This is a genomic window from Lacinutrix sp. Bg11-31 (assembly GCF_002831665.1).
GTDB lineage: Bacteria > Bacteroidota > Bacteroidia > Flavobacteriales > Flavobacteriaceae > Lacinutrix.
In genome coordinates this window covers 3,378,754-3,392,732 of sequence record NZ_CP025118.1, presented here as the reverse complement: position 1 = coordinate 3,392,732, position 13,979 = coordinate 3,378,754, and the positions used below count along the sequence as shown (strand labels likewise).

The 13,979-nt window shown below is 32.1% G+C and carries 11 protein-coding genes; 6 read left to right on the top strand and 5 right to left on the bottom strand.

Annotation, left to right across the window (positions count from 1 at the left end):
• Positions 1-2 precede the first annotated feature (2 nt).
• Both CW733_RS15085 and CW733_RS15080 read right to left on the bottom strand, forming a co-directional pair.
• Positions 3-1,244: an NADH:ubiquinone reductase (Na(+)-transporting) subunit B gene (locus CW733_RS15085; protein ID WP_100998146.1), complete on the bottom strand. Its 1,242-nt coding sequence runs from the start codon at positions 1,242-1,244 to the stop codon at positions 3-5.
• The gene (locus CW733_RS15080) at positions 1,244-2,599 is read right to left on the bottom strand and encodes a Na(+)-translocating NADH-quinone reductase subunit A (RefSeq protein ID WP_100998144.1); all 1,356 of its coding nucleotides are present in this window, start codon (positions 2,597-2,599) and stop codon (positions 1,244-1,246) included. Before CW733_RS15080 ends, CW733_RS15085 begins: the two co-directional genes overlap by 1 nt.
• Positions 2,600-2,781: 182 nt before the next feature.
• Here CW733_RS15080 and CW733_RS15075 point away from each other — a divergent pair, with 182 nt between their 5' ends.
• From CW733_RS15075 to CW733_RS16475, 4 genes are all read left to right on the top strand, one after another.
• Positions 2,782-4,032 carry a type IX secretion system plug protein domain-containing protein gene (locus tag CW733_RS15075; protein ID WP_100998142.1) on the top strand — a complete coding sequence of 417 codons (1,251 nt, stop codon included), beginning with the start codon at positions 2,782-2,784 and terminating at the stop codon, positions 4,030-4,032.
• 943 nt (positions 4,033-4,975) lie between these two features.
• Positions 4,976-5,656: an ATP-binding cassette domain-containing protein gene (locus tag CW733_RS15065; RefSeq protein ID WP_100998139.1), complete on the top strand. Its 681-nt coding sequence runs from the start codon at positions 4,976-4,978 to the stop codon at positions 5,654-5,656.
• Between the two features lie 104 nt (positions 5,657-5,760).
• Positions 5,761-6,147 carry a Co2+/Mg2+ efflux protein ApaG gene (gene apaG / locus CW733_RS15060; RefSeq protein WP_100998137.1) on the top strand — a complete coding sequence of 129 codons (387 nt, stop codon included), beginning with the start codon at positions 5,761-5,763 and terminating at the stop codon, positions 6,145-6,147.
• 55 nt (positions 6,148-6,202) lie between these two features.
• Positions 6,203-6,361 (top strand): hypothetical protein, encoded by a 159-nt coding sequence (locus CW733_RS16475; protein WP_157811594.1) that lies wholly within the window; start codon positions 6,203-6,205, stop codon positions 6,359-6,361.
• Between the two features lie 119 nt (positions 6,362-6,480).
• On the opposite strand, the gene CW733_RS15055 is transcribed toward CW733_RS16475, so the two are convergent.
• Entirely contained in the window at positions 6,481-7,485 is a 1,005-nt protein-coding gene (locus tag CW733_RS15055) for a DUF6695 family protein (protein WP_100998135.1), read from the bottom strand.
• The gene (locus CW733_RS15050; protein WP_100998133.1) at positions 7,478-8,203 is read right to left on the bottom strand and encodes an NRDE family protein; all 726 of its coding nucleotides are present in this window, start codon (positions 8,201-8,203) and stop codon (positions 7,478-7,480) included. Before CW733_RS15050 ends, CW733_RS15055 begins: the two co-directional genes overlap by 8 nt.
• Positions 8,204-8,335: 132 nt before the next feature.
• Between CW733_RS15050 and pruA the strand changes: the two genes are divergently transcribed.
• Both pruA and CW733_RS15040 read left to right on the top strand, forming a co-directional pair.
• On the top strand, positions 8,336-9,964 hold the full coding sequence (gene pruA, locus CW733_RS15045) for an L-glutamate gamma-semialdehyde dehydrogenase (RefSeq protein ID WP_100998131.1): 1,629 nt from the start codon (positions 8,336-8,338) through the stop codon (positions 9,962-9,964).
• Positions 9,965-10,062: 98 nt separating this feature from the next.
• Positions 10,063-12,522: a T9SS type A sorting domain-containing protein gene (locus tag CW733_RS15040; protein WP_100998129.1), complete on the top strand. Its 2,460-nt coding sequence runs from the start codon at positions 10,063-10,065 to the stop codon at positions 12,520-12,522.
• Between the two features lie 83 nt (positions 12,523-12,605).
• On the opposite strand, the gene CW733_RS15035 is transcribed toward CW733_RS15040, so the two are convergent.
• Entirely contained in the window at positions 12,606-13,907 is a 1,302-nt protein-coding gene (locus CW733_RS15035; RefSeq protein ID WP_100998127.1) for an Omp28-related outer membrane protein, read from the bottom strand.
• Positions 13,908-13,979: the final 72 nt, after the last annotated feature.

Here is a 13,979-nt window from a genome sequence, read left to right as displayed (position 1 = left end):
AATTATGCTGTTTTAACTTTTAAACGTTTCATTCTACGTTTTACATTTCCTTGTACTACGTAATGATCGATAGTTGGTGCAAAGACATTCATTAATAAAATGGCTAGCATTACACCTTCTGGATAGGCTGGATTGAATACACGAATCATAATTGATAGTATACCTATTAAGAATCCATATATAATTTTTCCTTTGTTTGTTTGTGATGCTGTTACAGGATCTGTTGCCATATATACTGTACCAAAGGCAAAACCTCCAATAAGTAAATGCATCCAAAAATCTGTACTCATTAAGCCGTAAAACTTACTTGATTCTGAAATCCATTCTGCAGAAGCAATACCATTAAATATTAATCCCATAACAATGGCACCTGCAACAGATGATAACATTATTCTCCAGCTTCCTACTTTAGTAAATACTAAAAACAAACCTCCTAATATTATTAATAATGTTGATGTTTCTCCAACTGAACCAGGAATAAAACCGTAAAAGGCATTCCATATATCTCCAGCTGAATCTAACATGCTAGAATTATTTTGTGCTAAACCTCCTAAAATAGTCTCTCCAGACAATGCATCTGGTGTTGCTCCTGCTGCAAGGTCTTGAACTCTAGGGTCTGCTCCATGTACCCAAACTTTATCTCCAGACATCCAAGTTGGATATGCAAAGAATAAAAAGGCACGTATTGTTAATGCTGGATTAAGAATATTCATTCCTGTTCCACCAAACACTTCTTTTCCTATTACTACACCAAAAATAACTGCAACAGATAACATCCATAATGGAATATCGATTGGTACAATTAATGGCACTAACATTCCTGTTACTAAGTAACCTTCTTCTACTTCGTGTCCTTTTATTACTGCGAAAATAAATTCTACTAATAAACCAACACCATAAGAAACAATTACTAGTGGCAATACTTGCCATGCTCCAATAACAAAGTTATCCCAAGTTAGAAAGTTCCCAAATAAAGAAGCTTCTCTTGCAACACCTGCTAATGCATCTATTGCTGAATAGTGCTGATAACCTGCGTTAAACATTCCAAAGATTAAACATGGTACCATTGCCATAATAACAATATTCATGGTACGTTTTAAATCGTCGGCTGCCTTAATGTGAGTTCCGTTATGCGTCGTCTCATTTGGCAAGTATAAAAAAGTATGGATTGCATTAAATGCAGGAGCCATTTTTGTTCCTTTATACTTTTCTTTTAAGTTATGTAAATTGCTTTTTAAACCCATTATCCTATCTCTTTAAGCATTAAATCAAGACCTTTTCTAATAATATCTTGGTGTGGTTGTTTAGATACACAAACAAATTCTGTTAAGGCGAAATCTTCTGGTGCAACTTCGTACATTCCTAAAGCTTCCATTTCATCTAAATCTTGATACATACACGATTTCAAAATCTGCATTGGAAAAATATCTAAAGGAAAAACTGCTTCGTAAGTCCCTGTTGTTACAAAATTCCTATGTTCTCCGTTTGTATTGGTATTTAAAGCAAATTCTTTTTTAGGTGTTAACCAAGAAAAAGTAAGTGCTCTAGACGTTGATACTTTATTAAAGATTGGTTTATTCCATCCAAAAAATTCGTAATCATCACCTTCTGGGATTACAGATACTACATTACTGTAATAATCTAGAGCACCATCTGGTTTTACTTGTTTTCCAGATAAAACGTTTCCAGAAATAATTCTGTCGTTTCCGTCTTTATCTACACCATTATCGTAAACCATAGTTGCGATTTCGCTTCCTATTTTAGTTCTAAAATAACGTGGCTTTTTAACCGATGATCCTGCTAAAGCAACTACACGCTCTGCATTAAACTTACCAGTTAATAATAATTCACCAATAATTACCAAGTCTTGAGCAGCAACAGTCCAAACTGTTTCTCCTTTATTAACTGGGTCTATTTTATTTATAAGTGTTCCAACATTTCCTGATGGATGCGGTCCAGACACATTGTGGATGCTAACATTAGATAATCCTGCCAATGGCGAATTACCGTTTTTACCAACTCCAACATGTACTTTACCTTCTGTTAATTTAGCTAAAGCTGAAACTGCTGCTTGCAACTCTGCCTCTTTACCAGCTAAAGTATAGTCTAAATCTGCCGCTAAAGGCGCGCTAGCATAAGCCGAAACAAAAATTGCTTTTGGAGCAACTTCTGGATTTGCAATAACATCGTAAGGACGTTGCTTTACAAATGCCCAACAACCTGAAGCTAATAATTTCGCTTTTATATCTTCAGTTTTTGCCGAATCTACATTTAAAGCTCCAAAATCTTCGAAAGATTGCTCTTTATCTGCTTGAATTGTTATAGAAAGAATTTTACGTTTTTCACCACGAGCAATTTCAGTAACCTCTCCAGAAACTGGTGAAGCAAATTTTACGTTTTCGTTGGTTTTATTGAAAAACAAAGCTTGTCCAGCCTTTACTTTTTCACCAACTTTAACCGATAATTTTGGAATTACACTGTGAAAGTCTTCTGGTCTAACTGTACAGGTGTTGCTTATTATGGCGTTTTCTGTTGCCTTTTCTGCAGCTCCTTTAAGTTTTATATCTAGACCTTTTTTAATCTTAATGTCGTTTGACATATGTATAAATCTATTTGTTAATAGTTTAGCTAACTGATTTTTGGATGGTCAAAAATCGGTGCAAAAATACGAATTAATAATCAAAGATTTCACAATATTTTATGAGATTTTTGGTTAGATAAGCTAACGCGGAAAAACAGGCATAGATTTTGTTTATCTTTACACTAAGAAAACCCTATTAAATGGCATTTAACGTTAAACAGTTTTTATTATTTTTATTAGTATCTACTTCTGCATTTGGTCAAGTTGAAGAAATAAATCCTACCGAAGAGATAAAAACCATCGCTTTTAGAGGAGACACACCAGAAAGCCAGCTACCTATTTTAAAGTTAGGCGAACAACTAATTTTAGAATTTGATGTTTTAAACGGAAACGAAGACGATTACTACTATGAGATAAAACAATACAATTACGATTGGACACCTTCGGTTTTAGTACAATCTGAATATTTAGACGGTTTCAATGAGCAACGTATTAGAATATGGAACAATTCATTTAACACTTACCAAGTATATTCTCATTTTACACTAACAATCCCTAACGAGCAAACACGTGGCATAACAAAATCTGGAAATTATCTTATTACTATTTATAATGAAGATGACGATATAGAGTTTACTAGAAAGTTTATGGTTTACGAAGATATTGCTTCAGTTGGTGTAGCGATTAAACGTTCTAGAGATGTTAGCGAAATAAAAGACAAACACACTGTTGATATCGCTATTAGTTCTTCATCTATACGATTTAACAATCCATTAGAAACTGTAAAAACAGTAATTATTCAGAATAACAACTTAAGAACTGCTATTAAAAATATTAAACCGCAATACATTTTAGGCAACGAATTGCAATATAGATATGTAAAAGGAACCAGTTTTTATGCAGGGAACGAATACCTTTATTTTGAAAATAAAGATTTGAGAGGTGCAAATACAGGTGTTCAGTTTATAGAGTTAAAAGATCTCTATAACAGTTATTTATACAAAAATGTATTGAGAGCAAACAGAGCCTATACTTACAACCCAGATATTAATGGAAATTTTCTAATTACAGCTTTAGACACAGATGACCCAACTACTGGTGCAGATTATGCTCAGGTTCATTTTACATTAGAGTTAAACAAACTACAAAAGGGACAAACAATACATGTTTACGGCAACTTTAATAACTACGCAGTAGACAAAAGCACCCAACTAACATATTATGAGGAAAATAGCACTTACGAAGGTAAGTTGCTTTTAAAACAAGGTTTTTATAGCTACAAGTATGTTATAAAAAACAAAGACGGGAGCATTGATGAAAACGCTATTAGTGGTAATTTTCACCAAACCGAAAACAGCTATAAAGTATTAGTGTACTATAGAGATCTAGGCGCCAGGTACGATAGAATTATTGGCTTAGGAGAAGGGAATTCTGTAAATATCACAAATTAAAAACGGACTAACAACCATTAAAATTGCAGCTAAAAAACTACTTTAAACTTCAATTAAGAATCCTGAATAGAAGATTAATCGATTTTGGATTACCTCTTTTTATTGCATACCTGCTTTTTCCTGTGTTTTTCGTACTTCTTTCTAATTTTCTTTTCTCTAAAACTGAATTTTCTAAAATTATCTACATATTAATTTCACTAGTTTTTATAGCGAAATTAAGCGAAAAACGAAGAAACGATTTTATTAAATCTATTCTCAATAAGACCAATTATTTAAAGTTAAGAATTATTGAAAATTTAATTTTAGCACTCCCTTTCTTAGCTTACCTAACTTTCAAGCAACTAATATTTCATGCTTTATTGTTAACTGTATTGGCTGCTTTATTAGCATTCGTTAATTTTAATTCAAAACTTAATTTAACGATACCCACTCCATTTAAAAAAAAGCCTTTTGAATTTACTGTAGGTTTTAGAAAAACATTTTACATTTTTCCAATTGCATATTTTTTAACATATAAAGCAATATCTGTTGGCAATTTTAACCTTGGTTTATTCTCTATGCTATTAATTAGCTTTGTTTGTTTAAGTTATTATTCAAAATTAGAGAACGACTATTTTATATGGAACTATAATTTAACGCCTAAAGCCTTTTTATTAGAAAAATTAAAAACTTGTTTTATTTATTTCACCTTTTTAAATGTCCCAATAGTACTAACTCTATGTTTTAGTTTTAACAAAGAAATTGATATTATTATTATTCTATCGCTTCTATGCTACTCTTTTCTTGCAACAATAATTTTTGCAAAATACTCAAATATCCCAAATGAGATTAATTTACCAGAAGGTATTATTATAGCTTTTTGCTTTATATTTCCACCTGCATTGGTTATAACAATACCTTACTTTTACTCAAAGTCTATTAAACGACTAAACCACTTACTAGAATGATAAAAATTAAAGAACTATCTAAATTTTATGGCAAAAAAAAGGTTCTCAATACTATTAATCTAGATTTTGAAAAAGGCAAGGTATACGGAATTGTTGGCGAAAATGGAGCCGGAAAAACAACGCTATTTAGGTGTATTGCTGGTCTAGAAAAATTTGAAGGAAAAATAGCATCAGACTTTAACAAAATAAAAGATTGCTTAGGTCTCTTGCTTACAGAGCCTTTCTTTTTTCCTAAAATTACTGGAAAAGAATACATACAATTACTAGCAAATGCTAGAGGTATAGAATTATTAAATATTGAAAGTAAAAATATTTTCGACCTTCCGTTAAATCAATATGCATCGACATATTCTACAGGAATGAAAAAAAAATTAGCAATCACTGCTATTTTGATTCAAAAAAATGAAATATTTATTTTAGACGAACCTTTTAACGGAGTAGATATCCAAAGTAATTTAATTATAACCGAAATTATAAAAGAGTTAAAACAATTAAATAAAACAATTATTATTTCATCTCATATCTTTTCAACTCTAGCAAATACATGTAATGAGATTTATTTAATGAAAAATGGAGAAATAATTAAAAAGGTAAAACAACAAGATTTTAACAAACTAGAAGCAGAAATGATAAATTTCACCATAGGAAACCGAATTGACAAACTAGAGTTAGAATAACAATTTACTCCCTTACAAAGCAATAATTTAAATTATAACACACTACCAACTTGCATATTAAATTATAAAATTTAGTATTTTAGCAGAAGTATTCAATAAAACTAATGGTTCAACAAGTAACAAAAGGCATAAAAATTTCGGTAGAGACCAATTTTGAAGGCACATTTTATAAGAATTATAAAATACACTACGCTTTTGGATATAAGGTTTCTATAGAAAACCAGAGTAAAGACTCTGTGCAACTCAATGCAAGACATTGGGTAATACTTGATGCGCTAAATAATGCTGAAACTGTTTCTGGAGAAGGTGTTATTGGAAAAAAACCAGTTCTAAAACCTGGAGAATCTCATATCTATTCTTCTGGATGCTTATTAACCTCTCCTTTTGGAGCTATGCATGGTCATTACACAATGGTGAATTTTACTACTACTAAAAAGTTTGATGTCGCTATTCCTACTTTTAAATTGAGCGCTCCTTTTGCTATAAACTAATCTTTTGATTAAAAACGTTCTACTTAGAATAATCATATACCCAATTTGTATTTTAATGATATACTTTGGAGTAGGAATGATTGGTGGATATAAGAATTGGGATAATTCGTTTATTTGTAGCAAACAATTAATTTCTGGTATTGGCTTAATTGTGGTTGCATTAGTTTTTATAGTTTCTAATGTCTTAATCTTGATTAGAAATAACAGAAACTAATTTTCTATCTAGATACTAGAAAAAACACCAGCATTAATAAACTTATTAAAAGCTATTCTCAATACACTTCTCCAAAGTCGAAGCACTCGAATTGACAAGATTTACTATTAAAAATAACTTTAATACTTCCTATTAAACCTAAATACTTTTTTATTCTGTTCTAAATGAAAGAAATGACAGTTTGAATAATGGATAATTTTATATTCATCTTCATAATTAAAACTTGAATCTTCAGCAATATATATAGCATCGCAATCTATATTACCATGAGGAGAAATACGTTTGTAACGATATTCGTTTAGCATTTCCATTTTATAAACTTCATACCAGGCACCAGCTGCAATCCCAGAAAGCCACTGTGCTTTATCATGGAGACCTTCAACTTCTTTAGGAATAAGCGTTCCAACTTTATTAGGTTTGTAATTTTTTAACCTATCTAAAAAACATTTTAGATTTTCACTTTTTTGAGAACCTTTATACTCTACAATCTCACCTTGATCTGAAACTTCAAAAGGATAATCACCACTATTAGCAAGTAAAACATTACCAACTGTACTTGGCGTAAACCATTTCGAGTTCTCTAAAGCTTTTTTAGTTTTTAAATTTGTTAGTGATGCAATTAAACTATCTGTTACAAAACGCGCACAATTACAAGCCTCTTTTTTAAAAGCTGCATAGTAAATAAACTCTTGCTCTTGCATGTTAGTAATATGAGCTCTTGCTTTTTTGTAATTTATAGTATTACAAACTGAAGCCACCAACCTTCCGTCTCCATGTGTTAGTTTAGGGTTTGTAGCAAAGAATTTTAAAATAGCGTCTAGATTTAAAATGTCATCTGCTTTTATCTCAGCTTCAAGCGGAATATGCAATTCGTTATCTGTATGAACTCCACGAACACGTCCATTAGGTTCTGATGTTATATAACGACCAAAATCGTGATATTCTAAAACACCTGTCTCCTTATTTATTAAAACCAATGCAGCATGTCCTGCACGCACACTTGTTTTGCTTCCTACTCCTACAAATCTTAAATAAGGAGAGTACCATTCTTCGGCATGAGAAACAATGGTGTCTGGATAGGCAAGTGTTATTATTATCCCTGTGTTTTCTTCTTGATTATTCATTTACTGTCTCAACAAGATTAAACTTTTTATTCGTTTTTTCTGAAGTATTCAAATTATAAAATTGCATTTCTAAAGCCGTATCTATTTTTTCAATTTGAGTAATACTTGTTGTTTTTACAAAACCACGATCCATAACAACACCAAAGTCTGTATTATCTTTACCTGCCGTTTTATGAAACTCTAAAAGTGAACTTGAAGACAATTCATTTTCAGATTTAAAAGCTTCAAACCAATCCCGTCTTGCTTGTTTTTTATCTTCAGTATATAGAGTAGAAGACGACCATATTTTAGTTTCTAATGGTAACTGTTGAAAATGTTTTTGCTCAGAATCCCAAACCAATTCATAGAATTTTAAATCTGTATTCCAGTCGGCAATTACTATTGTAAATGGCTCTATATCGTTAAAATTATAAGACGCTATAGTTGTATTAATGTTAGTGGCAGTTAACAAATCTGTAACTACAACACCTCTACTTTGTCTGTATTTTGGTTTTCTTTTATGAAGTTTAAAACCACCATTTAACAAACATACTATCCTGTTTTTATTACTTGCTCCAATCCAACTTCCTCCAGATTGCTCATCCTTAGGCATTAATAATTGAGTATTATTAATAGTATAAAATTCTGGAGACTGCGCATTTCTATTTGGTGCTTCGTCTCTATTCGAGGTTAACACAAAATCATTATTTCCTTTGTAAAAAATACTTACTGTACACATAACGTTAATAGTCCAAAAATGGAATGGCAACTTACAAAAAAATAAGATTTCTTTGGCATTTCCTTCAGAAAGAAATACTTAAAAATTTTGTAACTTTGCCCTTTAAATTTGACAACTAAAACTTAATATAAAATGGGAAAAGGATTTTTTAACGTACCAATCGCAGTAAACGAACCTGTAAGAGCTTATGCTCCTGGTTGTGAGTATCGTGAAGCTATTTCTAAAGCTTACAAAGAAATGTACAACAGTACTTTAGATGTGCCAATGTATATTAATGGAAAGGATGTAAAGACTGGAAACACTAAGCCAATGTCTCCTCCACACGATCACAAACATGTTGTTGGACACTACCATTTAGCAGAAAAATCTCACGTTGACGAAGCTATTTCTACAGCTTTAGAAGCAAGAACAAACTGGGCAGAAATGCCTTGGGAACATAGAGCTGGAATATTTTTAAAAGCTGCCGAATTAATTGCAGGACCATACAGAGCTAGAATTAATGCTGCCACGATGATGGCACAATCTAAAACAATACACCAAGCAGAAATTGATGCTTCTTGTGAGCTTATTGATTTTTTACGTTTCAACGTACAGTTCATGACAGACATGTACCATGAACAACCAGAAAGTACAAGTGGAGCTTGGAACCGTGTTGAATACAGACCTCTTGAAGGTTTTGTTTACGCTGTAACTCCATTTAACTTTACTGCTATTGCTGGAAACCTACCTGCTTGTATGGCAATGATGGGAAATGTTGTGGTTTGGAAACCTAGTGATTCTCAAATCTATTCTGCAAAAGTAATTATGGATGTTTTTGATGAAGCTGGTGTACCTCCTGGAGTAATAAATGTTGTTTTTGGAGATCCAGTAATGATTACTGAAACTGTATTAGCAAGTCCAGATTTTTCTGGATTGCACTTTACAGGTTCTACTTATATATTTAAAGAACTTTGGAAACAAATTGGAAACAATATCCATAACTACAAAACATACCCAAAAATTGTTGGAGAAACTGGTGGTAAAGATTTTATTGTTGCCCACAAAACAGCCAATCCTGCACAAGTAGCAACAGCTATTGCACGTGGTTCTTTTGAGTTTCAAGGACAAAAATGTAGTGCTGCTTCTCGTGCTTACGTTTCTAAAAGCATCTGGAAAGATGTTAAAGAACAATTAGTAAGAGATGTAAAATCTTTTAAAATGGGTTCTCCTGCAGATATGGAAAACTTTGTTACTGCAGTAATTCACGAAGGATCTTTTGATAAATTAGCAAAATACATTGACCAAGCGAAAGCCGATAAAAATGCTGAAATTATAGTTGGTGGTGGTCATGATAAAAGTAAAGGTTACTTTATTGAGCCTACTGTTATTGTAACAAACGACCCAAAATACACAACAATGTGTGAAGAATTATTTGGACCAGTAATGACTATTTATGTTTTTGAGGACGAAGACTATTCTAAAACATTAAAAATAGTAGACGAAACTAGTGACTACGCTTTAACTGGAGCTATTTTAGCAAAAGACAGATACGCAGTTGTTGAAGCTACAAAAGCATTACAAAACTGCGCAGGTAACTTCTATATTAACGATAAACCAACTGGTGCTGTTGTAGGCCAACAACCTTTTGGAGGCGCTAGAGGTTCTGGAACTAACGACAAGGCTGGAAGTATATTAAACTTACAACGTTGGGTATCACCAAGAATGATTAAAGAAACATTTGTAACACCAACAGATTACAGATATCCTTTCTTAGGAGAATAATAATTTCTGTTTATAAATATTAAAAACCCAAAGCGAAATGTTTTGGGTTTTTTGGTTTTAAATCCTGTACCTTGTAGTATTACAAATTTTAAAACTTCATGAAACATATTTACTTTATTGCTATTCTTCTACTCTCGTCTTTTGGTTATTCGCAACAATTCCGACCGTTGGATTTTTCTAATTTTAATCAATCTGATTTAAAGACCAATCTTTTTGTTAAAAATGTAAGTCCGTTGTCTTCTATTGCAAAAAATAGCGACACGTATTCAATGCATGGTTTTTTACAACAGTATAAAGAGTTTGCAAATAATGATGCTAATGGATTGTTCGATAACTTTAAAAATCTACAACGCTTTAATCAGCCAATAAATTACTCTAAAACTATTAGCATAGGACTTATGCATGTTGAATACGAAACATTAAACAAAGACAACCTCAACAATAAAGATGTTTCTGTAGATAATAAAAAAGTAAGTAGACTAAATAATAATTATATTTTTAACTATAACACTTCAACACTCATTTCGCCTTTAGCTTCAACAAAAAGAGGATTAGAAACTACTTTTATATTAAATAATGACTTTTATGTGAATAACACAAACACTGAAATTATATCTATTCAAGCCGATTTTAATAATGGCAATGGACTAACTACTTTGCATTTTGACATTCCAGTAAACGCTAATTATATAAATGAAGGCAAAAAGGATATTACTTTTATTATTAAACTATCTAATGGGGAAACTATAACAAGATATTCAAGTATTACAATTGAAGCCACTAGAAAAGATACAGCTTCTAGTAATAAAATGACACCATCTGATATTACATCTTCTATAGTTGCTAATCTATCTACTTATCCTGGAGCAACAACACATGCTGGTTTAGCTGAATACGAAGTCTTTTTAGGAGCAGATAACACCTTAGATAAACCTATTTTTATAATCGATGGTTTCGATCCAAGCGATACTAGAAACATCGCAGGATTATATGGTTTATTAAATTTTGACAATAATGGCACAACTCAAAATCTTGCAGACGAAGTAAGAAACAACGACGATTTCGATGTTATATTAATTAATTTCCCTACTTACTTTGTGCTTTCTAATGGTACACTACAATCTTTAACAAATTCTACAGATGTTAATGGAGATACTGTAATAGATACTTTAGATTATCCTGGCAGTATTTTAGTAGATGGTGGAGCAGATTTTATTGAGCGTAACGCATTTAATGTTGTCGAAATAATAAACCTAATTAACACACAAAAAATAGGCAACCAAGAGAATGTTATTATTGGTCCAAGTATGGGAGGACTTATTACTCGCTATGCCTTAAATTACATGGAAACCAATAATCTTCCTCACGAAACACGTTTGTGGCTATCTTTCGATTCTCCACATTTAGGAGCAAATGTTCCTATTGGTTTTCAGCACTTATTTAACTATTTAGGTTATGGATTAGATACTTGGGCTGGCGATTTTAGTCTTGAAGCTGTGAGACCTATTGTAGATGGCATGTTAAAATCTGCAGCAGCGAGGCAAATGCTTACAGATCATTTTGAGCCTCATTTAGCTAATGGAGAAATTGCAGCGTTTAATACTAATATTTTATTACCAGTAGCTCACCCATATTCTGCAACGTTCTTTAATGATATTAATAGTTTAACGATGTCTGGTTTTCCAGAAACAACAAGAAATGTTTCTTTTATTAATGGTAGCGGAATTGGAAATCCTTATCAAGATAAAAACTTAAACGATTTAGTACCAGGAGACAAAGTTATTGCTGCTTATTTACCTGGAGTCGCTACATGGACAGATGCTTATTTTGATACTTGGTTTACTCCATATGCTGGACAGACAATAAAAATAGACGACATATGGATTGATGCACCTACTCTCTGTTTTTGCGATATTCACGCAGAACCAGATACTAAAGCATTCTCTTATTCTAATGGTATCGATGCAGCTCCTGGTGGTTTATTCGATTTAGGCGCTTTAGCTGCAGGAATGGCTGGAACAGACGATACTATAGATGCTTTTTTTGCAGCTTTAACTACAAACTACTTTAACTTTATTCCAGCTGTAAGCGGAATGGCTTTAAACACAAATTCAAATATAGATTGGTTTCAAAATATTAATTTAGGAACAGGAGATACACCTTGGGATAACACAACAGCCACCAACTCACAAACACCATTTGTAAACTGGTATATGCCAGATAATAACGAGCCACATGTAACGTTAACTCAACAAAACGTTGCCTTCGCTTTAAGTGAAATTATAGAAGGCAATACACTTAGTGTTAGTACTTTTGAAACTGATGTTATTAAAGTAAAAAACAATCCTTTTAATAATGTAGTAACTATTTTAAGCTCTAATACAATTGATAATGCAATAATTACGATAGTAGATCTTACTGGTAAAAAGGTTTACAACTCACAACAAACTATTAATAACGAAACTTCAATTGCATTACAAATAGCTTCTGGCATTTATATATTGACTGTAGAAGCAAAAGACAACTATATATTTAAAACCAAATTGATTAAACAATAACACGTTTAAAACAAATTATAAACAACAAAAAAACGCGAACCAATTGGTTCGCGTTTTTAATAAATAATATTTTAAAAAAGCTATTAGTCGAAATCTTTATTTTCTCCTAAATCAGCCTTTTGAACATTTAATACTTTATTATCTGGTCCAACAACAAAAGCAACTAATTCTAATTTATTAGTGTTCTGAACACTTCCTGGAACCGTTAATGTGTAATTACCTGTAAAAGTACTCCCTGTATCTGTATCTGCAGCAGGAATAACATCACCAAACACATCTGTAAAAACTTCACGTGCTGTATGATTATGAACAAAACCTACAATTGGATTACCAGCTTGATACCAAGGACTAGAAGAATCTCCATTGTAATAATTTACTTGGTTATAAACTAAACCGTTCTCTAATAAGTAAATTACAATTCTGTTAGCTGAACCAACTTTTAAATCATAATGCACTTTTACTTCAGCAGTAATTGTATTACCATTAATAGAAGAGTTTATTGCTAATCCCATATTCTGTCTATTACTTAAATAGCTAATAGGCTGGCTAGTAGATTCATTCCATGTAATTGTTCTATTAACTTTTCCTGTAGGGAAACCATTCACACCAAAAGTACTCTCCATTTGATTTGCATAAGGAAATAACATTTCATTATCATCATGTATTGCAACAGGAATTACATTTGCATTTTGGGCAACTGTATCATCTAAAGCAGTAGCTAATCTTGGGCAGTAACCACACCAAGTACCTGTATAATCTTCTACCATTACTTTAGTTGTATGAGTAGATTCAGCAGCTATTAATTTAACTGTATTTGAAGTTATTGTACTATTATCTGGTAATGTAAAAGTAGCTACTGCATTATATTCGCCTGCACTTGTAAAAGTCGCAGGATTAGTTAACGCTCCTGACTCAGCTGCGTAAGTAACAACTCCAGTTACATTATTACCTAAATCGTCCATTACTGTAAAGGTAGCACTACCTTCATCAAACCAAAAAGCATCTTCATCTGTAGTAAGTGTTATTGCAGTAGGTACAGGAAGATCGTTAACAGTAATTGTAGTCGAACTTGTAAAAGTACCATTGGTAGCCGTTACGTCATAACTTCCTGCTACACCAAATGTATAAGGGTTTGCTATTACAACTCCAGCAAGTGTAAGCGCAGAACTAGATGTTACATCTACTCCTAAGTTGTCAACCACACCAAACGTTACCGCTTCACCAACAAAAGCACTTGATACATTTCCACTAACTGTAATTCCAGTTGCAACAGCAGCAGTTCCACCATCGCCATCACCACCATTTCCGTCATCCGAACTACATGCAAATGCAAAGACCACAAAGGTCAATACTACTAATTCTTTTAAAATACTTTTAATTTTCATTTTGGTATATTTTTTGTTATTAAATGATAAAGAGCCAACCAATTATGACTTTTTAATTGAAGTTCGCAATTT

Excerpts from the sequence above, each read along its gene's own strand:
- CW733_RS15075 (WP_100998142.1), top strand. The coding sequence starts at position 2,782 with ATGGCATTTAACGTTAAACAGTTTTTATTATTTTTATTAGTATCTACT.
- CW733_RS15055 (WP_100998135.1), bottom strand. The coding sequence starts at position 7,485 with ATGAATAATCAAGAAGAAAACACAGGGATAATAATAACACTTGCCTAT.
- apaG (WP_100998137.1), top strand. The coding sequence starts at position 5,761 with ATGGTTCAACAAGTAACAAAAGGCATAAAAATTTCGGTAGAGACCAAT.
- CW733_RS15050 (WP_100998133.1), bottom strand. The coding sequence starts at position 8,203 with ATGTGTACAGTAAGTATTTTTTACAAAGGAAATAATGATTTTGTGTTA.
- CW733_RS15085 (WP_100998146.1), bottom strand. The coding sequence starts at position 1,244 with ATGGGTTTAAAAAGCAATTTACATAACTTAAAAGAAAAGTATAAAGGA.
- CW733_RS15080 (WP_100998144.1), bottom strand. The coding sequence starts at position 2,599 with ATGTCAAACGACATTAAGATTAAAAAAGGTCTAGATATAAAACTTAAA.
- CW733_RS16475 (WP_157811594.1), top strand. The coding sequence starts at position 6,203 with ATGATATACTTTGGAGTAGGAATGATTGGTGGATATAAGAATTGGGAT.
- CW733_RS15035 (WP_100998127.1), bottom strand. The coding sequence starts at position 13,907 with ATGAAAATTAAAAGTATTTTAAAAGAATTAGTAGTATTGACCTTTGTG.
- CW733_RS15065 (WP_100998139.1), top strand. The coding sequence starts at position 4,976 with ATGATAAAAATTAAAGAACTATCTAAATTTTATGGCAAAAAAAAGGTT.
- CW733_RS15040 (WP_100998129.1), top strand. The coding sequence starts at position 10,063 with ATGAAACATATTTACTTTATTGCTATTCTTCTACTCTCGTCTTTTGGT.
- pruA (WP_100998131.1), top strand. The coding sequence starts at position 8,336 with ATGGGAAAAGGATTTTTTAACGTACCAATCGCAGTAAACGAACCTGTA.